Consider the following 20,601-nt stretch of genomic DNA (forward strand, 5'->3'; position numbering starts at 1 on the left):
AATAAAAATGCGTGAAATCTATATTAAAAATTCAAAATTGGGGGCCTATATAAAAATGAAAGGATGGACTTCCAGTGGAAGAGAAATCAGTAGGCCAACCGAGCTGAAAGTTAAGAATCAACATACCTACCCTCATATATAATCCGGCTCCAAAATCACTGTAAAATTTTAAATCATTTATTTCAATGGCTTCTATTCCCGGCGGGAGTTTTTCCACATAACGGTTTTCTCCCCAGACTGAACCGGAATCAAAAAACAAAGTACCTCCGATATTAGTTAAAGCCCACCTGCCGGGCCAACCAAATATTATAGCATCCACCAGAGGATATCTGTATTCCAGATTGAAAAGCATCATTCTTGAACCCTGAAACTGCAGATAATCATACCCCCGCATTGTTACAGGTCCGCCCAGGAAGAAATATCTGGCATCCCTTCCGAGACTGGTACTTCCAACAGCTCTGAAAGCAAGATAATTCCTGTAGAATAGCGGGATGTACTTTCTGTAATCATAAAAAGCGGTTGAACGCACAAGATCGTCTGATAAGAAGGACAGAGAACGCGACAAACTAAGCATCCATCTCGAGCCGATTACGGGACCGAACGAACCATAATACGCCGTATCATGGACGAGTGAAATAGCCGGCTGAAATAATCTGCGAGAATTCTTTTTTCCTGTTGGATAGTAATAACTTCCGTAATTATCAAAGAATTCTCTTTGAGAAACATAGGCCTGCATTTCCAGATCGAGTCTTGTAAATGTTGAAAAGGGATAACTTACCATACCGAACAGACCGTAATTCCTTTCTGAAAACATGCGGTAATCAAGAAAGGCTTCTCCCAGTGAAGTTGTCCTTGAATTCAGGTAGCTTTTAAACTGGAATATTCCAAAAGCATAATCTAATCTTTTGCGCAGATAGTAATAGGATAACATGATATCGCTGTCTTCAATCGACCTGTGAATATTGAAAGAAAGATAGAGATGATGATTTCCGAGAAGATCACTGAAAGCAACCTGATTCATCAATCCAAACCCGAACCCTGTTGAATAAAGAAGCCCCATTCCGTTACCTATATAATCAGCTGAAAATTTCGTTTCATATGGTTGTGTTGTGCCGACCTTTTTTTTCATTCTCTCCCGGAGAACTTTTAGTGTATCCGGATCCGCGTTTTTCCCTACGTCTTCATCAATTGCAACTTCAGGAAATTTTTCTGCTGAATCGGAGGACGAAATCTCCATGCCGTTATGATCCGCTTTTTTTCCTCCCTTCAGACTATCCGATTCAGATCTAAAGGGTTCAAACACATCTTCATTCTTTTCGGCATCGATAACGTTAATTTCTCCGGCAACATCACCATCACCAACATCAGGAAAAACTTCATTAATTCTATCTTCCACGGAGACACGAGTAGAATCACCTTCGGGCCGTGTATATCCGCTGCCGCCGGACTGAAAAACATCAACACCGCCGGTAGAATATGATTTCTTCGATTTTTCCCCGAATGAATCAATCACAAAGATATCATAACCCGCCGAATTAAAAGCTGTAAACGCCAGCCTGTCGCTTTCTGCGCTGTATGTTGGACTATCTATACCCCCCAAAACATCTGTAAACCGGTAATACTTGCCCAGCTGAACACTGCCCCTGTAAAGATTCCATATTCCGCTCTCATTAGATGAAAAGACAACCTGCTTTCCTTCATCTATAATTACAGGGGAACTATCGTCACCCTTCGTCTTTATAATTCTTTCCTTGTTGCCTGTAGCTATATCAACGCTCCATATATCACTTCGGTGAACATCCTTTTTTACTTTTGTATTAAAATAGTCAAAGCTTACTTTTTCCTTATCTTTTCCGGATTTACTGAATTGGGGGTTCGGAACAACCCTCTCTGACTTGCAGTATACCAATCTTTTTCCGTCCGGAAACCAGGAAGGATCTTTTTCATCCCCAACATCGCTTGTTAACCTGACTAGACAATCTTCACTGATTTTATAGAGGTAGAGGTCTGTCTGACCTAATGTTACACCAACAACAGCAATTTCGTCCCCGCGGGGAGACCAGGCCGGGCTATAAAAGAAATCAAGAGGGATCTCTATTTTATGGGTGACCTTTCCCCCTGGAATACTCATAATAAACAACTTATCGAGACCATCCGATTTTGCCACAAAAGCAATCTTGTTACCTTCCGGATTTATAGTCAGGTTAGATCTTATTATCCTTAATGATTCAAACTCTTCTGACAACTGACCCTTTAATAAAGTCTCTTCAATTTCACCCGTCACCGCGTTCATCAGGAATATACCGTCGAGCCCCTCGCGGTCTGAATAGTAAATAATATGTTCCCCGCCGGGGGAAATAGCCGGTTTGATATTTCTGTAATGATGGTTTTTTTTATGATCAGTAACCCTTCTGCCGTATTCTTCGGGTTCCATTTTATCCGCGTAGAGGGGCCAGTATTTTCTACGTATACTTTTAGCCCATTCATGAGTCAGATCTTCTGTAGATATACCTATCGTTTCGTTAAGAGCCCTTTCAATCGACCGGGTCGAGCCAAGGCGGTTCATTATATCTATAATTTTGCGCTTTCCGTATGTTCTGACAATGTAGTCAATTACTGACTGTCCGGCTTTATAAGCCATGTAGCCGCCAGTAAACTCGAGATTTCGAGGAAGATAATCGAAGATTGCCGCGTCACGCATAAACATCTCGCCTTCATCGTCATATCCCTTAGAATAGTATTCCGAACACCCTTCAGCGAACCAGAGAGGTATCCGAAAAAGCATACTCCTCGAAAAAACGGAACGCAGCAGATTGCCATAGATGATATCAAATTCAAATATATGAATCAGTTCATGTACGGCAGTGTTTCTGTAATCTTCGTTTGATCCGCTAAAATGCAGCACAATACGTCCCCTGTTGGGTTCCGCGAACGCTTGAACACCTTCAGGAATCAAACTCCACGTTGTATTGGTCTGCTGAAAAGCTGAATGACTTCCATAAACAATAACGGGAATCCTGGACTTAATATCATGCTCAAAACTCCCGGACAAATCCCTGTATCCATCTTCGAGCATTGCTCCCGTTCGGGCCGCAAGATTCCTGTATCCTTTACTAAAATGAATGTCAAAATGAGGTGTTTTCAAAATTTGCCATTCAAACTGATCATACTGAACTTTATTTTTACCAAAACTCCATGCCTGCGCCCCCGCTTCCCCGTTAAAAAAAGAAATAGCAAGGATAAACAGAATAAAAAGGATTATCCTGTAAAAGTAATTATCACTCGTCTTATATAATCTTGGTCCTGCTTTAGAAAACATAGATTATCAGAATTCCCACCTGACTTTAATGTCAAAATTTACTTCATCACTGTTACTTCTGCTCTCCCCAATGAATGCTCTATCTGAATGCATATATTCTGAACGTATCATAAAAAGATCGCTGATTCTATATTCTACTTCAAAATTTCGTTCGGTAAATACCGTTAATCCTTGTTTATACTTGACATATAATCCCTGTGAAAGATATTTACCTACGGCTAACATCGTTTCTTTCTCACCTGCCGTACTATGTGAATTCAAACTCTGGGTGTTTTGCTCAAGAGAAACGGTAAATCCCTCCATTTGTGAATTCAGGACATTCTCGAAATAATTGGCGGCCAGGTTTTGTGCTGTTCCAAGGGCGTCCCACTCGTCTTTGTTTCCATCCCTTGACCCTACGATTCCACCTCCCAACATCTTCCAAATATCCGTTTCACTATATCCGCTATCTTCATGATGAAGTGACAACCTGGGCTGAGGGTCATCTTCATCCCATAAAATAGTCAAATAGATCCTTTTTCCCTCAGGGTCAAGTGTCTCGGCTTCAATGTCCACAATCGGTCTGAATTGGCCGGCATTGGCAAAAACGAGAGTTCCCGAAATTATTCTGAATTTATTATTGTAAATATTATACCATCCCCGATGGAGCCGAAGTGTTCCTCTTATATACGTCCCGTTCCTGTCATGAAACAGAACAACTTCTCCGAGGAATTCAACGTTTGCATCGGGAGTGCGTATTCGCGCGTCTCCTTCTATATCAAGGTTTATTTCAGCTAACCAGGAAGGGACATTGATATTCATACCATTCCCCCCTTCTCCCATTTTAGCAAGATCATAATATAACTCAACCTTGTTAATTTTGAGATCACCCGTCAACGATGGTATTATGCTGTTTTCAATTTCTTTATTTCCTATCATCAACCTTCCGCTTACAACCGCCATAACATCTCTTATTCCGGCAACGAGAACTTTGTCTAAGTCTATTGACACATCATAATTGACAGGTTTCCACTCCCGTAAAACAATATTCCCGGAGCAATTGAATTTACCATTCTTGCCTTCTTTACCTCTGAGACTATTAATCTTTATCAATGTATCTTCCAGGCTTATTTGGGAATTTACATCCCAAAATCTTTCTTCCAAACCGGCCGGTCTAAATCCCGCGTTTAAGAGTGATATGCTGCCTGACAAATCCGGGTCGTTTATACTGCCTTCAACACTAAACCTCAATGAACCAACTCCGTCCGCTTCCGCCACAAGATCTGATATATCATCCACTTTATCAAGATCACAATCGGGTAATACAAGATTAAAATTAACAGGCTTTTCCTTATCAAGAGAATAGAACCACTTCTTCTTCCGCAGGGGCAAAAATCCGTCCAACTTGCCTTCCCCTGAAGGCGGCACGAATATTGTTCCGCCAAAATTAATCCGGTCTCCCCTTGCCCAGGCGTGCACATCCACCCTGGGAATAATAATGTGACGCAAAGCCAGATCATTGATCGCTCCGTCAAAATATATTTCAGGATGCGCGAGTGAATCAGTTAAAACGAGTTTTCCGGTAAAAGTTCCGTCTGAAAAGGGAACGTTGCCGAAATATTCGGCGAAGGGTTTCATCTTCAATTTTGCTGAATAGATCTCTAAGTCAACAACAGCATGTCGGAAAGCATCAACCCCATTCTCCTTAATCTCCTTCCAGGAAGTCCCCTCTATTGTTCCGCTTGCGAACCCAAATCCGGCTGTAGTCGATAAACTAAGCGAATCGATCTCGCAGAACCCGTCTCTGTAAGAAGCATTAACGGCAAGAGACTTTACAGTCAAGGTGTCAACTGCCCCCTCTGATAATCCCAGATCAATCTTAACCGACGGATCGGATATGTCTCCGGTAAAAGTAAGGGCTCCACGCGCCTTACCCTCCAGCGGGACCGATATTAATCCGGAACGGTTTAAGAGTGATGCGTCCAGCCTGTCAAAACTGAATTTGCCATTCAGTGTATTTGCTGATTTGTTTAGTGTACCTCCAAAATATAAAGCACCGAGTTTCGAATGAAACTGAAGATCGTCAAAAAGCATTGTTGAATCACCAATAACAATATCAAAATTGCCGCTGCTCATCCATTCTTCACCCAGGGTTTCAAGAAGAACATCTCTGAACGCGAATTTTGTCAGATCTCCATCTTTTATTATTTCGCCCCACATACTTGCCTTGAAATCGGATCCTCTAAGATTAAGCCTTTTTATGTTGGCCCTTCCCCCGGAATAATCAAGAGATAATTCTATTCCGGAAAACTCAAAGGGATCTATATAACAACTATCTCCTGAAAGATCCAGAAAGAGACTGTCGTGTTCAGCCCTTTTCATTGCAAGTTTAATTTGTCCATCGGGAATTAAAACATTCCTATATTCAAAATTTCTGCATTCTCCGCTTACACGCAAATCCCAGGAATCAAAAGTACCCCGCCATAATCCTCTTACATTAATTCCGGACCTGTACTGCTCAATATTGAAATAGGGAAACAGGGTGTCAGATGCTTCACATTGAACATCAACAAAGAGGTTTACTTCATCTTTCCCCGTTATGCTTCCGTGTATGTCTGCAGTATGAGTTGGCGACACCATCCGGACGTTCTTAAGAAACAGACTGTCCGCTCTATAAATACCGTAAATATCAGCATGTTCAAAAGGGAATCTTCTAAAATGACCCTTTTTAAGCTCAAACCGGAGTTTCATTTCACCATTTGAGAAATAATATTCAATCCCCATTTTACCGGTAAAATCAGTTTCCGGAAGGCCGATTCCGGGATAAAAACCCTTTGAAAGATCAACGTTCTCAACTTTTAAGCTGATATTTAACATCTTCTTTGCATCAAATAAATAAACACCGTCACCTTCCACGTATGCTCCGTTAAGTCCTCCTTTAAAGTGATTGAACCTGACAGTAGAATCTTTCGCGGTTATATCAAAATCGAAATTCTCGAGGGCAAAACCTCCAATTATTCCACCCGTTTCCCCCTTTAAATCCAAACTATCCCCCTCTGAGCGCAGGTCAAAAACACCGGTCAGTCTCCCTCTGGTTTCAGTTTCAAAATTAAGAGCCCGGGTTAATTCCTCAAAATCAAAGGGGGTGGCATTCACGTGTAAATTTATATTCATAGAGCGCGGATCAAAACTTCCTTCAAACTTCAGTTTGGAGGTACCCGTGCGAACTGAATAATTTTCAAGTGATATACTGCTTCCCGTATCTCTTTTCTTTTCAGCGGGTTTCCATACTATATCTCCCTTCATTTCATTTATATTTATCTTTCTGGTAATAAAATCGCAGGAACCGTTCAGCGTATGGAGATAAACCGCTTCTTCTTCCGAGACTACAGAAGCGAGAAGATCGATATTCTTAACAGCTTCCGCTGTATTTGACCCCTGGTATATTACCTGACCATTAGAAATAAGCAGTTCTTCAACCGTAAATCTGAATAATCTGCCCAATACCTCACTCCCACCGGGAATTCTGTCAGCTTTGGCGGGGCTGGGTTTAATCCATAAATGAGGACTAAAAAAAGACAGCTTTTCCAAATTATGTTTACTTCCAAGGAGAGAAACAAGATCGAACTGACAGTAAATTTTATCTATTCTTATTACATCGTATGAGAAATCTTCACCTGCGTAACGAACGATAACATTCCGGATTGTAAGCCTGTTGAGAGGATTTCCGCTAATTTTGCCTATTTCCAGTTTATAGTCAGTCCCATGTAAATAGTAACTACCCAGGACACCCGCCGCTCTATCGGCGAAAAAACCGGTATGCATAAAGAGCACACCAATAGTTAACGCCAGGATCACCAAGATAATCACAGAGGAAATAGAGAGAAGGATCCTTTTTTTTATTATTTTTTTAGTCATCGTTTCCCTCTCCCATTAAAAAAGATGTCCGAGGCTTATATGAATCCAGTAGTCGGGATTAATGTAAGCTGCCTTATTAACGGGAAATCCGGCATCGACCCTTATCGGTCCGATCGGCGTATAATATCTTAATCCGAAACCGCAACTATACTTATAATCAGATAAAGTAATTTCATGAGAATCCTTAAAAATATTGAATTTATTTAATGATAAATCTGTGATGCTATCCCAGACATTACCGCCGTCAAGAAAAACCACCCCTCCTATATTTAAATCAGATAAACCGGGAATGTAGAATCTCAATTCAACATTTGTTAACAACAAGACCTGTCCGCCGACCGGTTCACCCCCGGCCTCAGGGCCGAGAGAATTCTCCTCATAACCTCTAACAGAATTTCCACCACCAATGAAAAACCTGCTTTCTATAGGCAGTCCACTTGAACCAGTCGATGAAAAGGGTTCAACGTATCCAGCTCTAATCCTATACGCCAAAACTGTCTCATCAAAAATAATATTATAATTCCTATAGGAAGAAATAGCGGAATAGTAATTATCATCCCCGCCCAGAAGCCCACCGGAGTATCTCAGCTCCATATTAAAATAATTGCCCTTCTTCGGATTGAAGTAATATTTTCTCGTATCCCTTCTGTACTTTAGTTTCAGTGAACGTCTTCCCGACTCGCTCGCTTGACCCGTAACGGGATTCCTCTTTATATGCTCAAAAGCATAACTTAACAGAATTAATGTCTGACGGGAAACATTTCTGGAAATCGCGGCTGTATAACTCATTGAACTGAAAACAGCCGGTAATATCGTAGCATCATCTTCATAATATGCTCCCAGTGAGAATGTGTTCCATGTCGACAAAATATGCGGAAAACGCAGCTCACCCTCGTACCTGACATATTTTCTATCAAAAACCATATCTGAAAAATTTATTTCATTTTCCTGAAAGAGGCTAAAAGAATAGGAAGATGTCAATCTCAAACCATATCCTCTATTCAGTAAGTTTCTCTGACCCCATTCAAGAAACATATGGCTCGCGTGAACATTGCCAACTCCTATTCCTGCCTCAATATAGCCCATTTCTCTTTCGCGCACAGCCAGGTGCAAATCAACAATCCCCTCTTCAAGGTTGAGATCTTCGGGTTGAATATCGACAGATGAGAAACAGCCGGTATTGTACAAATTCTGTTTACTTTGCTGGATTTTCTTAAGGTCGAAATAATCGCCTGGATGTATTGTTAGTTCCCTGGATACAATCTCCGTGTCTACCTTGCTGTTTCCGGTTATACTAATAGAATCAATCTTAGCTTTTTCCCCGGTCTTTATCTTCCAGATTAGATCAACCTCTGTAGAATCGATATTAACGTCGTATGAAACACCTGTTCCCAGATACCCCTTCTGAACAAAGAGATTAAATATAGCGTACTGGTCCGTTTTAACTAAATTAGGATTGTAAGGATGTCCCACTGTCAATTCCAGAACATCTCTAATTAAACTTTCTGAAATTACTTTGGGATCCTCGATTTCAAGACTTCTGATTCTGGTGCGCTCCCCTTCATCGATGATAATCTTTATTATAACAGAGTTGCTTTTCTCATCTCTAACCAGTGAACTGAGATTTACTTCAGTCTTGAAAAAGCCTTTCTTTTTGTAAAAGGACTTAATTCTTTCCAGATCCCGTATCAGGAAGTCTTTTCTGTATCTTGGTTTATTAAAGAAACTTATAAACCCCTTTTCTTTTGTCTGCATTTTACTTTTAAGAGTTTTATCATCGAACGTGCGGTTTCCAAGTATAATAATCCGATCTACAACCGGCAGTTCATCATCAAACCCTTCAGCTAAAACATTAGAGAAGAAACAGACTTCTCCCGAGAAGATTATAAAACTGAGAATGGCTGTTGACAGCGCTTTCCTGATTTTATATAGCATTGAGATTGACATTCTTTTATTCCGGTAGTAACATTTCTGATAGATGAAGAATAAACAATTGAATAATATGAATAATAATGCCTCGTCAAACAAATCATACCGTGAATCAAGCATGTTTTTTCAACTGTATGGAAAGCGTAAACCTACCCTGATCTTTCTTACAATTATCTTTATGCTAACCATATGCTGTTCAGAAAAAACAAACACCGATAAAGAAATAACACGAACTCTTACTTCAGGCGAACGCTATCTCGTTCAGACATATATTAAAATACATAAATTTGAAAGAAATCTCCAAAACAATCCCGAAGAACTGACAAAAAAACTGAATGAAATAAAAGAAGACACAGATTATAAAAGAATAGAGCTGGTGATATCGAAACTTGAAAAAGAGCCGATAAGGTGGCTCGCGATCTACAATAGAATAAACATATTGCTGACAAGAGACTCAAAAAACCCGGAATAATTAGCCCTGATTGTTTAAAATCTCCCTCAAATCAACGCAGAGAAACTACTGAATCATCACAATTTAATTGAACACATTGAAAAGATCCATAGCAGTTATCAAAACCATTAATATAATAAGAATTACAAAACCTGCCTGCATCATCACATTTTTTACCTTCGGATTAACGGGTCTGCCCGATACTAATTCAACCAGATAGAGCACAAAATGCCCTCCGTCAAACGGTAAAATAGGAAGGAGATTGAATATAGCAAGATTCAAGGAAAAGAAAGCAATAAAGAGAGACAGGCGCCCAAAACCCCATCTGGCCATATCACCGGCCATTTGCCCAATTCGAATCGGTCCTCCAAGGGCTTTCATAGACGCGTTTCCGGTTACAAGTTTTTTAAGAAACCCTAAAATAGCAACGGTCATCCTTCCATAGGCGCCGGAGCCCCTTACAACAGCATTAAAAAAGGATATTTCACGCACTTCATAGTATTGCCCAATCCCGATACCGCCCGCTTCAATAACTTCCAGTTTTTCTCCACTCCCCTTGGGAATATCAATTGACTCGGGGATAATAACAGCGGATTGTTTTGCACCACTCTGAATCCATACAAATTCGAGCTTCCGGCCGAGGCTATTGTGTATTTTATCTGTAAGATCAGTAAATGAAATTATTGACGTATCATTGATTGTCTGTATATACGCCCCGGGTCTTATACCTGCTTCCCACGCGGGGCTGTCGCGCTTTACATCTCCAATTTTAGGCGGGAATCGCAGATAATACGACAGTCCCAATCTGTATTCGCCGGTTTCCCCGTTAAACTCCGGTGTTACATCTATAGAAAGAGTATCGCCTCTTCTTAGAACTTTAAATACCATCTTATTGTCTTTATTGTTTTTAACCAAATAAGACAAATCAGTACCGGCCCTGAAATCTTCACCGTCTACTTCAAGGATTCTGTCTCCTCTTTCGAAGCCCGCTATCATAGCGGGGGAATTCTCTTTTACATCTCCCACTATCCCAACCCTATTTTCTATAGGAACTCCCTGAGCCCAAACACTTCCGATATAAATAAGGAGCCCCAGCAGAGCGTTCATAAGCGGCCCGGCGACGACTATCTGCATTTTCTGAAAGGGTGATTTTGCTCTGAATGTGCGTTCTTCAGGAACATCATATTCTATATCCGCCTCTTTTGATTCTCCGCCGTATTCCTTCTCATCATTTTCATCTTCCTCGTCATTTTCACCGGCAAACTTGCAATAACCTCCGAATGGTATAACAGAAATGGCATACTCTGTTTCACCCCATCTTTTCTTAAGCAGTTTTGGCCCAAATCCAAGAGAAAAAGTAACGACATATACATTATTAAGCTTTGCCACAATAAAATGTCCAAACTCATGTATGAACACAACCACACTCAGTACAAATAAGAACGCCACGATTGTAAGAAACATATATCCTCCATTATATAATTATTGCTTCATTGTGCCTGCCGGCGAGGAAATCTCTCGTCCACCTGTCAGCGGAAAGCACATCTGCCACATCAGTAACAGGTTTACAGTTATGCGCTGAAAGCGCCTCTTCAAGCCAATCAATTATCGTCAAGTATCCAATTTTACCCGATAAGAACGTTTCAACGGCAATTTCATCAGCTGCATTCAGTACAGCGGGAGCTGTGCCTCCTAACCGTGCCGCTTTCATAGCCAGGTTGAAGGCCGGGAACTTATCTCTTTTGAACTCAATAAACTCCAGAGTTCCAAGTTCTCCGGGATTTAAAGTTTCCCACGGGAATCGCTGAACCTCGGGATAGTATAACGCGCTCATAATTGGAAGTTTCATGTCAGCCGGAGCCATATGCGCGGACAGAGATCCGTCCTTCATACGAACAAGGGAATGCACAATAGACTGAGGGTGAATCACGACTCCAATTTTATCATAGGGAAATCCAAACAGCCAGTGTGCTTCAATTACTTCCAGTCCCTTATTCAAGAGAAGAGCTGAATCAACAGTAACCTTTTTACCCATATCCCATGTTGGATGATCCAGAACACTCTCAACTTTGACGTTTCTTAGAGAAGCTGAATCCCTTTTATAAAACGGACCGCCCGAAGCGGTTAAAAAGATATTATCAACACCTTCGTTACCACCGGATAGAAGACGAGATAATGAAAAATGCTCGCTGTCAACCGGAATTATCCTGTCCAGGATATCATCTAACCTTTTATCGAGTATTTCTCCAGCTGTAACGAGTGTTTCTTTATTAGCCAGCGCCACTCTACTCCCGGATTCCAAAGCAACAATAGTAGGTACAAGTCCTGAGATACCAACCATCGCGTTTACCACAATATCAGGGGAAAGCTCGGACAACAAATCAGTTATACCTTTCTGCCCGTATCCTGCAGCTCTGTCAGTAAGCTCCGGGGTGTCTTTAGTAATCCTGTTAAGGGCTTCTTTGCTCCCCAAAGCGAAGGAGGCGTGTTTGAAAAGAACAAGCTGTTTTTTAAGCTCTTCTATATTGCTGCCCGCTACCAAGCCGACAACCTTAAATTCATCAACTTGGTAATTTCTGATTACTTCAACGGTCGATCTTCCTATCGAACCCGTTGATCCAAGTACAACAACAGTTTTCAAATCAACGTCCTCTCTCAGCCTTCGAGAAGAAAATATTTCAAAATATAGTATATTACCGGCGCGTTAAACAGCATAGAATCGAAACGGTCGAGAATCCCTCCATGTCCAGGGATGGTATTGGATGAATCTTTTATATTAACATCTCTTTTTATCATCGATTCGACAAGATCTCCAAGTTGGGATACAACAGAACCAATCACAGCTAATCCGACGGCCTCCCATATGGTTATGGATGAGAAAATATATTCCCTGGCAACCAGAATTCCAATAATAGAGAGAAGCAGACCCCCAAAAGCCCCTTCTAAGGTCTTCCCGGGAGAAATACCTGGAAATAATTTATGTCTTCCCGCTATCGTTCCTAAAGTATATGCGCCGCTATCATAACACCAGGTTAATATAAAAACCAGTATAACAAAAAGAAATCCGTTTTTGTAATCGAGATTCATTGAAATGGGTAATTCTCTGAGCATCAAAAGATAGCTGCCCAGCAAGCCAACGTATAGTACTCCGAAAATAGTTACTGAAATATGATATAGAGCATAATCTCTTTTTCCCCTTCCGAGTTCTATTATCATAACGGCTATAAAGATAATAACTAACAGGAAAAGAAGATTGTCCGTTTTTCCTTTGGAAAAGAACACATAAAATGGAATTATAATACCGGCTGTTATTCCAGTTAACTTAGAAGGTTTAATCCCTTTTGCTTCAACCATTCTATAGAATTCCCACAAACCGGAGATAATCAATATGGTTACAAGAACAAGAAAATACAATCCCCCTTTTCTGGTTATCAACAATATAAAGGGCAAGAATATTATCGATATTATTATTCTTTTCAGAATAGAACGGGTGCTTACGGAATCACTCTTTTTGTTGCCTTTTATAATCTCATTTTCAGACATAATTCGCTATTCAGATTTAACTCGCCCAAATCTTCGCTCACGTCCGAGGTATTCACGGATTGAGTCTAACAATTCCAGTCCCCTGAAGTCAGGCCAGAAGATGTCACTTACGACGATCTCGGTATAGGCAAGCTGCCAGAGTAAAAAGTTACTGATTCTGAATTCTCCTCCCGTTCTAATAAGAAGGTCTGGATCACAGAGCTTAGGTGAATAAAGATAGTTTGAGAAGAGTTTCTCACCTATTGAGTCAACATCGATACTGCCGTTCTTTACATCCGAGCCAATCTTCTTTACAGCGTCTATGATCTCCGCTTTCCCGCTGTAACTCAAACAGAGATTTAGAATGGTCCCTGTGTTGTCTGATAGTTTCTTTATAGTTTTTTCAAGAACTCTTCTGGTATTGCCGGGCAGCATATCGAGTCTTCCCATAGCCTCAAGTTTGATATTATTATTTTTGAGTTCAAGAAATTCAGACTCCAACGCCTTTTCAAGAAATTTCATTAAGGCTTTTACTTCCCCGGCCGGCCTGTTCCAGTTTTCAATCGAAAATGTGTACAATGATAAGATTGGAATATCCAGCTTGGCACATGTACTTATAACAGCGCGTACAGACTCTATCCCCGCTTTGTGCCCTGAAATTCTGGGGAGCATACGCTCCTTGGCCCATCTCCCGTTCCCATCCATTATTATAGCTATATGCCGCGGAAGATTATCTTCAGTTTTGAGTTCTGCAATATCTTGATCAATTTTTGAGTTCTTCTCTGACAAAATTACCCATCTCTATGCAGCAACAATCTAGAACTGCATAATTTCTTTCTCCTTAACCTCACAAATCTTATCAAGCTCATTGATAGAATTATTTGTCATCTTCTGCACGTCATCCTCGTACCTGTAGTAATCATCTTCGGAAATACTATGGTCCTTTTCCAGTTTTTTAAATTCTTCGTTTGTTTGTCGTCTGACATTTCTTATGGCAATTCGACCCTCTTCAACAATTGCTTTTATTCTCTTAACCAGTTCTTTCCTCCGTTCCTCTGTGAGAGACGGCAGAGGTATACGGATAAAGCCTCCGTCATTCTGTGGATTCAATCCGATATTGGCTGTTTGTATGGCCTTTATAATTTCCGGAGCGATCTGCTTTTCCCATGGCTGCACGGTAATAAGACTGGGGTCGGGGACGGCAATACTCGCTACTTGTTTCAAAGGAACTTTTGCCCCGTAATACTCAACCCTGACACTATCTAAAAGATTTGGGGATGCTTTTCCCGTACGCACGGCGGAAATTTCTTCTTCTGTTTTATCAATAGATTTCTTCATATGAGCTTCAGCTTCATTGAATATTTTATCAACCGAATCCATCGTATACCTCCTTATTTTACAATCGTACCCATAGGTTTCCCTTCCAACACCTTTTTCAAATTACCATTCTTCAGTATATTGAATACCGTAATGGCTATTTTGTTCTCGCGGCAAAGAGCAACCGCGGTCGAATCCATCACTTTCAGTTTCCTTTCCAGTATATCAGTATAACTGAGAGAAGCTATCATTTCCGCGTCTTTATTAACAACAGGATCTGAATCGTATATACCGTCAACTTTCGTTCCCTTCAGAACAGCTTCCGCGCCAATTTGGGCAGCTCTAAGGGCCGCGGCGGTATCAGTTGTAAAAAAAGGATTCCCCGTGCCGCCTGCAAGAATAAGTATCTTGCCTTCCTTCAGATACTCAAGAGCTCTGTGGCTGGTGAATAATTCGGCTACCTGTTCCATAGGTATAGCTGTCAGTACTTCTGAATCGGCTTTAATCCCTTCAAGAGCACTTTTAAGTACCAGAGAGTTAATTACCGTGGCAAGCATTCCCATATAATCCGCCCTGCATCTGTCTGAATTACCAACGCTGTACTGAGCTCCTCTTAATATATTACCTCCTCCCACAACAATCGCTATCTGGATATCGGATTCAGATGCTTCCTTTAACTGAAGGGCTAACTTCTCTATCCGTTCTGAATCAAAAATAACATTTTCACTTCCGAAGATTTCACCACTTATCTTGAGCAGCACCCTTCTATAACGGTCGGCTTTCACCAATTCTCAATCCCTCTCTTTTATAAAAAAACGCAGGAACAAGCAAATCCCGCGCTTTTTCAGACATAAACTTATTTATTGCTTAAAATAGTATTCAGGGCTTCACTACTCCCCAACTTCAAACCTGGCAAAACGCTTAATTGCAATATTTTCACCAAGTTTACCAATTACTTCCTTTACAAGTTCTTCAATTGTTTTTTTATCATCTTTTACAAAGGGCTGTCCGAGTAAACACACTTCATCATAGAACTTCTCGGTTCTACCTTCAATGATTTTTTCCAAAACCTTCTCGGGTTTACCTGATTTGAGGGCCTGATTTCTGAAGATTTCTCTTTCATTCTCTATTACCTCGGAACTGATATCCTCCCTCGTAACCGCAATTGGAGACGTTGCGGCAACTTGCATCGCGATATCTTTGCCCAGATTTTGAAATTCCTCTGTACGGGCAACAAAATCCGTTTCACAGTTTAATTCAACCATTACGGCAATCTGAGCGCCTGGATGAACGTAGGAAAATATTCTGCCCTCGCTTACATCTCTCCCTGAACGCTTAGCAGCTGCAGATAATCCCTTTTCACGAAGCACTTTGATAGCTTCCTCAATATCACCGTCTGACTCCTGCAGAGCCTTTTTGCAATCCATCATCCCCGAACCTGTTCTTTGGCGTAATTCCTTTACCTGTTTAGCATCAATGCTCATTGTAATCCTCCGGATCCATAAATTACTATTTATCTTTTTTTTCTTTTTTATCCTCATCTGTAGATTTCGAAGTAACTTCTTTCTCTACGGAATCTTTTTCCCTTTTTGATTCTAATTCTTTTTCGGTTTTCTTCTTTTCTTTTTCTTTCTTTTCCAGAAAATCCTTATTTTTTAAATATCTGCTTCTTCCCTCGATAATCGCGTCGGCGAAAACCCTGGTAAATAACTTTACCGATCTTATAGCATCATCATTAGCGGGAATCGCTATATCCGCGTCATCAGGATCACAATTCGTGTCTACCAAAGCTATAATAGGAATATTCAGTTTCTTCGCTTCTTTTACGGCAATCGATTCTTTTTTAATATCAAAAGCCAGAAGGCAAGAAGGCATTTTCTTCATATCTCTAATACCGGAAAAAAGCTTTAAGAGTTTTTCTTTCTTTTTACTTATATCAAGTCTCTCTTTTTTGGAAAGCTTCTCCCAATCCCCGCTCTCTTCCATCGCGTCTATTTCATCAAGTTTGTCAGCACTCTTCCTTATCGTGTTAAAATTTGTAAGAGTTCCGCCAAGCCATCTTTCGGCAACATAGTACATTCCGCATCTTGCAGCGTCTTCCTTCACACTTTTCTTTGCCTGTTTCTTTGTCCCCACAAACACCATGTATTTTCCTTCAGATGCTAATGATAGTATTTTCTCATAGGCCTTCTTCAATCTCTCAAGTGTTATCCTGACATCAATTATGTATATTCCGTTTTGTTCTTTATAAATATAGGGTTTCATTTTGGGGTCCCATCGCCTCTTCTGATGCCCGAAATGAACACCCGCCTCAAGCAGATCCTCTATTTTAATATCCAACAATTCATCCTCCTGTATGGTTTATCCTCCATCTCCCTATAAAACAAACCAATCCCGTAAAATCCCGGAACACCACGGTTCGCAAAAAAGAGATGTGTGAAATTTGAAATCTATCTTTTGGAGAACTGGAACTTTTTCCTGGCACCAGGCTGACCGTATTTCTGACGTTCTTTAGCCCTGGAATCCCTCGTCAGAAAACCGTTTTCCTTGAGTACTTTCCGGTGAGAATCGTCATCCAGTAGAATCGCTCTAGCGATGCCCAATCTGATAGCGCCAGCCTGCCCCGATGTGCCTCCGCCTTTGACATTAACCTTAATGTCGTAATGCCCTTCAGTACCGGTAACAACGAACGGCTGATTAATCATGTTAATCAAATTCTGATGTTTCAGATAATCCTGAAGCTCTTTACCGTTAACCTTGATCTTGCCGGTACCTCCAGATAAATGCACACGGGCTATTGATTTCTTTCTTCTTCCAACAGTACATAAACCTGTTTTTGCCAAACTTTCACCTCCTTGTATGTTCTAACCATTTAATCCTATAACTTAAACAACAAATTTTATAACTCAAGCAATTCCGGCTTTTGAGCCTCGTGAAGATGCTCGGCGTCGGGATAGACTTTGAGTTTTTTCAACATTCTTCTGCCCAATTTATTATGAGGCAACATACCCTTTACAGCGTTTTTAACGGCAAATGTCGGATCCTTCTTCATCATCTCTTCATAATTTATTTGTTTAAGACTGCCAAGATACCCGCTATGCCGCCAGTATTTCTTTTCTACACGTTTGTTTCCCGAAACATATACTTTCCTTGCATTTACAACGATCACAAAATCGCCTGTATCCATATGCGGGCTGAAATAAGGCTTGGTTTTACCCCTGAGAAGCGAAGCAATATCCGAAGCCATACGTCCCAGTGTCTTTCCTGCCGCATCTACAACATACCATTTTTTTTCAATTTCTTCATCGCGAGCTATTCTCGTATTTTTCATTGTTCTCCTTACGTATACATACTTCTACAACTATATATTCTGAGGTTGAAATATATATCCCTTATACGTTCCCGTCAAGTAACTATTACATAGAAGCTTCCACAATTACTTATATGAAGCTAAAGAGGATATGACCAGAATCCAACCCTCTATTTAAGCCGCATAAAAGAAGATATTTTTTCCCTTCCCGGATTCTCGATAACACCTCTCTCAGTTATAATAGAAGTGATATATTTAGAGGGCGTTACATCAAAAGCGGGGTTATAAATATTTGTATTTTCAGGAACAATTCTCTTGCGGGCAAAGTTGGATAATTCGTCACCTGAACGCTGTTCAACGGGAATATCCTCCCCTTTTGATATATTCATATCAAAAGTTGAAAGTGGTGCTGCTATGTAGAAAGGCTTACGATAAACCCGGCATAGAATCGCCAATCCAAGTGTGCCTATCTTATTTGCCGCGTCTCCGTTCGAGGCTATTCTATCGGCTCCAACTATAACAGCATCGATCCTGCCGGCAGCGAAGAGGGAAGCAGCGGCGTCATCACAAAGAAGGCTGACATCAATTCCGTTCTTATCAAGTTCCCAGACAGTAAGCCGCGCTCCCTGAAGAAGAGGACGCGTTTCATCAGCATAGACGGAAAATCTCTTTCCCTCTTTCTTTGCCGTATACAATACAGCCAGAGCTGTCCCATAACCGGCAGTCGCCAATCCTCCCGCATTACAATGCGTCAGGATGTTCATTCCGTCTCTAATGAACGGCGCTCCATTTTCACCTATTTTAAGTTCTGTTTCTATTTCATCGCTGAATATTTTAAAAGCTTTCCGAGCGATAAATTCACACAGACGTCTGGGATTATCCTCTTCTGTACCAAACACGGAAAACATCCTCTCAAGGGCCCAGAAAAGATTTACGGCGGTCGGTCTCGTTCCTTCAAGTTTCTTTCTCGCTTCCAAACACCAGCCTTTAATATCAGAAGAGGAAATATCGGGAAATGAAAATGATCTCATTCCCTCTTCTCTGTCAAAAGCATATTCGAGACTGCCGGTTGATTTCGAGCGGATCATATTATCAAGATGAAGCAACAACCCGTATGAGGCGGCAATCCCGATAGCCGGCGCTCCCCTTATTCTCAACGAACAAATCGCCTCGGCAACTTCATCAAGTGTGCAAAGGTCAATAAATTTCTCATCCTCAGGGAGCAGGGTTTGATCTATGATTCTAATGACCCCCTTTTTATAATCAATTGTTTCAATTAACATCGGGTATTCACTCTCCAATTATATTTACCAGAACTTTCCTCTCACGAGGCCTGTTATCAAAATCGATAAACACAATCTGCTACCATGTTCCTGTAAGCAGCTTACCGTCAGATACAGGTATTGTAACTGAAGGGCCCACAAGAGCGGCTCTAAGGTGAGAAAAACCATTTCCATCACCCCAGGTCTCATCATGCATGTATTTAACATTCGATGGAATTATTTTTTCAAAAAAATCGGGCAGATCACTTAAAAGTCCCGGCTCATACTCTATTGTTGTTACCGCCGCGGTAGAACCGGGAACGAAAACTGCTGCATGCCCATCACGTATTTCACTTTCAAGAACAGTTGCTGAAATTCTGTCACTAAGGTCAATAATAGTTCCATCACCTTCAGTTGAAAACTTATATTCATCGTTATAAACAACCACTGCAAACCCCCTTCTTTTCTAATCCCCCAATAAGATCATAAAGAATCTGATTCTTTTAACATTCTAAATAGAAGCCCAACCGGCAAACCTACAACATTAAAATAACATCCCTCTATTTTAGAAATAAAAGGTGCTGCTAATCCCTGTATCGCGTATCCCCCCGCCTTATCAAAAGGTTCGGCAGTATCGGTATAAACCTCTATCTCTCCTGGGCTGAGATCCTTAAAGTACACCTTTGTACTCTCATAATCGGTTATCATTTTATTTCCCGGAGCAACAACCACAACGCCAGTTACAACTTCATGAGGTTTACCGGAGAGAAAGGCAAGCATCTTAACCGCTTCACTTTTGTTAGCCGGTTTACCCAGTTCTTGATTCCGGCAGATAACCACAGTGTCAGCCCCTATGATTCTTTTTCCGGGACAGAATCTCTGAGCATAAGCGGCTTTCAATTCGGCCAGTTCAGTCGCTTTCCTGATCGGATTATCTCCTGATATTTCATCCTCCTTAATCCCTGACACAAAGATCTCGAAATCGAATCCAAGTTCTTCAAGAATCTTCCTCCGGCGTGGTGAGCCTGAAGCAAGAACCAGATTATCCTGCGAGCTTATTGAAAGAAATGGGTTCATAAATTATATCAAGAAATATTTTTGTTTCTGTTGATAATCAAAGTTACTGGACCATTATTTACTAGTTTCACTTTCATTTTAGCACCAAAAACACCCTCTGAAACCCTTGGATAATAACGACTCATAATTTCAATAAATTCTCTGTATAATTCCTGGGCTTCGTGTGAGGGGGCGCTTTCAGTATAAGCGGGCCTTCTTCCCTTATTACAATTTCCATATAGAGTGAATTGCGAAACGACTAGAATTTCACCTTCCATATCAAGCACCGACAGATTCATTTTACCATCTTTATCCTCAAATATTCTAAGCCCCAGACATTTTCTTGCCATCCAGTCAAGTTCAGCAGTGGAATCGCCCTTTCTAAAAGCTGCCAGAATAAGTACCCCATTATTAATAGAAGCCACGTTTCTTCCGTCAACTTCAACACCGGCTTCGGACACCCTCTGAACTACTACCCTCATTACTACCTCCATAAAAGAACTTCAAATTGGAATATACTTGAAATATTAAAGGGAAA

Annotated in this window: 18 protein-coding genes; 1 reads left to right on the forward strand and 17 read right to left on the reverse strand. The window is 40.9% G+C overall.

Annotation, left to right across the window (positions count from 1 at the left end; translation table 11 throughout):
* Nucleotides 1-31 precede the first annotated feature (31 nt).
* Genes U5O15_05605 through bamA form a run of 3 tightly spaced genes read right to left on the reverse strand, consistent with a single transcriptional unit; the run spans nt 32 to nt 9,163 of the window.
* The gene (locus U5O15_05605) at nt 32-3,319 is read right to left on the reverse strand and encodes a hypothetical protein (protein MDZ7860130.1); all 3,288 of its coding nucleotides are present in this window, start codon (nt 3,317-3,319) and stop codon (nt 32-34) included.
* A 6-nt stretch (nt 3,320-3,325) separates the two neighbouring features.
* Entirely contained in the window at nt 3,326-7,216 is a 3,891-nt protein-coding gene (locus U5O15_05610) for a translocation/assembly module TamB domain-containing protein (GenBank protein MDZ7860131.1), read from the reverse strand.
* A gap of 15 nt (nt 7,217-7,231) precedes the next feature.
* On the reverse strand, nt 7,232-9,163 hold the full coding sequence (bamA, locus tag U5O15_05615; GenBank protein ID MDZ7860132.1) for an outer membrane protein assembly factor BamA: 1,932 nt from the start codon (nt 9,161-9,163) through the stop codon (nt 7,232-7,234).
* A gap of 46 nt (nt 9,164-9,209) precedes the next feature.
* Here bamA and U5O15_05620 point away from each other — a divergent pair, with 46 nt between their 5' ends.
* Nucleotides 9,210-9,617: a hypothetical protein gene (locus tag U5O15_05620; protein ID MDZ7860133.1), complete on the forward strand. Its 408-nt coding sequence runs from the start codon at nt 9,210-9,212 to the stop codon at nt 9,615-9,617.
* Between the two features lie 63 nt (nt 9,618-9,680).
* On the opposite strand, the gene U5O15_05625 is transcribed toward U5O15_05620, so the two are convergent.
* From U5O15_05625 to dtd, 14 genes are all read right to left on the reverse strand, one after another.
* The gene (locus U5O15_05625; GenBank protein MDZ7860134.1) at nt 9,681-11,060 is read right to left on the reverse strand and encodes a site-2 protease family protein; all 1,380 of its coding nucleotides are present in this window, start codon (nt 11,058-11,060) and stop codon (nt 9,681-9,683) included.
* Nucleotides 11,061-11,070: 10 nt separating this feature from the next.
* On the reverse strand, nt 11,071-12,237 hold the full coding sequence (gene dxr, locus U5O15_05630) for a 1-deoxy-D-xylulose-5-phosphate reductoisomerase (protein ID MDZ7860135.1): 1,167 nt from the start codon (nt 12,235-12,237) through the stop codon (nt 11,071-11,073).
* 14 nt (nt 12,238-12,251) lie between these two features.
* Nucleotides 12,252-13,139, reverse strand: coding sequence for a phosphatidate cytidylyltransferase (locus U5O15_05635; GenBank protein MDZ7860136.1), 888 nt, complete (start codon nt 13,137-13,139; stop codon nt 12,252-12,254).
* A gap of 6 nt (nt 13,140-13,145) precedes the next feature.
* Nucleotides 13,146-13,907, reverse strand: coding sequence for an isoprenyl transferase (locus U5O15_05640; GenBank protein ID MDZ7860137.1), 762 nt, complete (start codon nt 13,905-13,907; stop codon nt 13,146-13,148).
* Nucleotides 13,908-13,934: 27 nt separating this feature from the next.
* A complete protein-coding gene (gene frr, locus U5O15_05645) occupies nt 13,935-14,498 on the reverse strand; it encodes a ribosome recycling factor (protein ID MDZ7860138.1) in 564 nt (187 codons plus the stop codon).
* Nucleotides 14,499-14,509: 11 nt separating this feature from the next.
* Nucleotides 14,510-15,220, reverse strand: coding sequence for a UMP kinase (gene pyrH / locus U5O15_05650; protein MDZ7860139.1), 711 nt, complete (start codon nt 15,218-15,220; stop codon nt 14,510-14,512).
* Nucleotides 15,221-15,325: 105 nt separating this feature from the next.
* Complete coding sequence (gene tsf, locus U5O15_05655) at nt 15,326-15,919, reverse strand: translation elongation factor Ts (protein ID MDZ7860140.1); 594 nt, start codon at nt 15,917-15,919, stop codon at nt 15,326-15,328.
* A 25-nt stretch (nt 15,920-15,944) separates the two neighbouring features.
* Nucleotides 15,945-16,775: a 30S ribosomal protein S2 gene (gene rpsB, locus U5O15_05660; protein MDZ7860141.1), complete on the reverse strand. Its 831-nt coding sequence runs from the start codon at nt 16,773-16,775 to the stop codon at nt 15,945-15,947.
* Nucleotides 16,776-16,885: 110 nt separating this feature from the next.
* Entirely contained in the window at nt 16,886-17,278 is a 393-nt protein-coding gene (gene rpsI / locus U5O15_05665; GenBank protein ID MDZ7860142.1) for a 30S ribosomal protein S9, read from the reverse strand.
* A 56-nt stretch (nt 17,279-17,334) separates the two neighbouring features.
* Complete coding sequence (gene rplM / locus U5O15_05670; protein ID MDZ7860143.1) at nt 17,335-17,766, reverse strand: 50S ribosomal protein L13; 432 nt, start codon at nt 17,764-17,766, stop codon at nt 17,335-17,337.
* 149 nt (nt 17,767-17,915) lie between these two features.
* On the reverse strand, nt 17,916-19,028 hold the full coding sequence (mtnA, locus tag U5O15_05675; protein ID MDZ7860144.1) for an S-methyl-5-thioribose-1-phosphate isomerase: 1,113 nt from the start codon (nt 19,026-19,028) through the stop codon (nt 17,916-17,918).
* Nucleotides 19,029-19,107: 79 nt separating this feature from the next.
* Nucleotides 19,108-19,455, reverse strand: coding sequence for a secondary thiamine-phosphate synthase enzyme YjbQ (locus U5O15_05680; protein MDZ7860145.1), 348 nt, complete (start codon nt 19,453-19,455; stop codon nt 19,108-19,110).
* A 35-nt stretch (nt 19,456-19,490) separates the two neighbouring features.
* A complete protein-coding gene (locus U5O15_05685; GenBank protein MDZ7860146.1) occupies nt 19,491-20,084 on the reverse strand; it encodes a Maf family protein in 594 nt (197 codons plus the stop codon).
* Between the two features lie 8 nt (nt 20,085-20,092).
* The gene (dtd, locus tag U5O15_05690) at nt 20,093-20,545 is read right to left on the reverse strand and encodes a D-aminoacyl-tRNA deacylase (protein ID MDZ7860147.1); all 453 of its coding nucleotides are present in this window, start codon (nt 20,543-20,545) and stop codon (nt 20,093-20,095) included.
* Between the last annotated feature and the right edge of the window lie 56 nt (nt 20,546-20,601).

It is taken from the genome of Candidatus Krumholzibacteriota bacterium (genome assembly GCA_034520215.1).
GTDB lineage: Bacteria > Krumholzibacteriota > Krumholzibacteriia > Krumholzibacteriales > WJIX01 > JAGHBT01.

What these genes read in the sequence shown, in the direction of transcription:
- tsf (MDZ7860140.1), bottom strand. Translation starts at nt 15,919, where the DNA reads ATGAGCATTGATGCTAAACAGGTAAAGGAATTACGCCAAAGAACAGGT.
- mtnA (MDZ7860144.1), bottom strand. Translation starts at nt 19,028, where the DNA reads ATGTTAATTGAAACAATTGATTATAAAAAGGGGGTCATTAGAATCATA.
- U5O15_05610 (MDZ7860131.1), bottom strand. Translation starts at nt 7,216, where the DNA reads ATGACTAAAAAAATAATAAAAAAAAGGATCCTTCTCTCTATTTCCTCT.
- bamA (MDZ7860132.1), bottom strand. Translation starts at nt 9,163, where the DNA reads ATGTCAATCTCAATGCTATATAAAATCAGGAAAGCGCTGTCAACAGCC.
- dtd (MDZ7860147.1), bottom strand. Translation starts at nt 20,545, where the DNA reads ATGAGGGTAGTAGTTCAGAGGGTGTCCGAAGCCGGTGTTGAAGTTGAC.
- rplM (MDZ7860143.1), bottom strand. Translation starts at nt 17,766, where the DNA reads ATGAAAAATACGAGAATAGCTCGCGATGAAGAAATTGAAAAAAAATGG.
- U5O15_05625 (MDZ7860134.1), bottom strand. Translation starts at nt 11,060, where the DNA reads ATGTTTCTTACAATCGTGGCGTTCTTATTTGTACTGAGTGTGGTTGTG.
- U5O15_05685 (MDZ7860146.1), bottom strand. Translation starts at nt 20,084, where the DNA reads ATGAACCCATTTCTTTCAATAAGCTCGCAGGATAATCTGGTTCTTGCT.
- frr (MDZ7860138.1), bottom strand. Translation starts at nt 14,498, where the DNA reads ATGGATTCGGTTGATAAAATATTCAATGAAGCTGAAGCTCATATGAAG.
- U5O15_05605 (MDZ7860130.1), bottom strand. Translation starts at nt 3,319, where the DNA reads ATGTTTTCTAAAGCAGGACCAAGATTATATAAGACGAGTGATAATTAC.
- U5O15_05635 (MDZ7860136.1), bottom strand. Translation starts at nt 13,139, where the DNA reads ATGTCTGAAAATGAGATTATAAAAGGCAACAAAAAGAGTGATTCCGTA.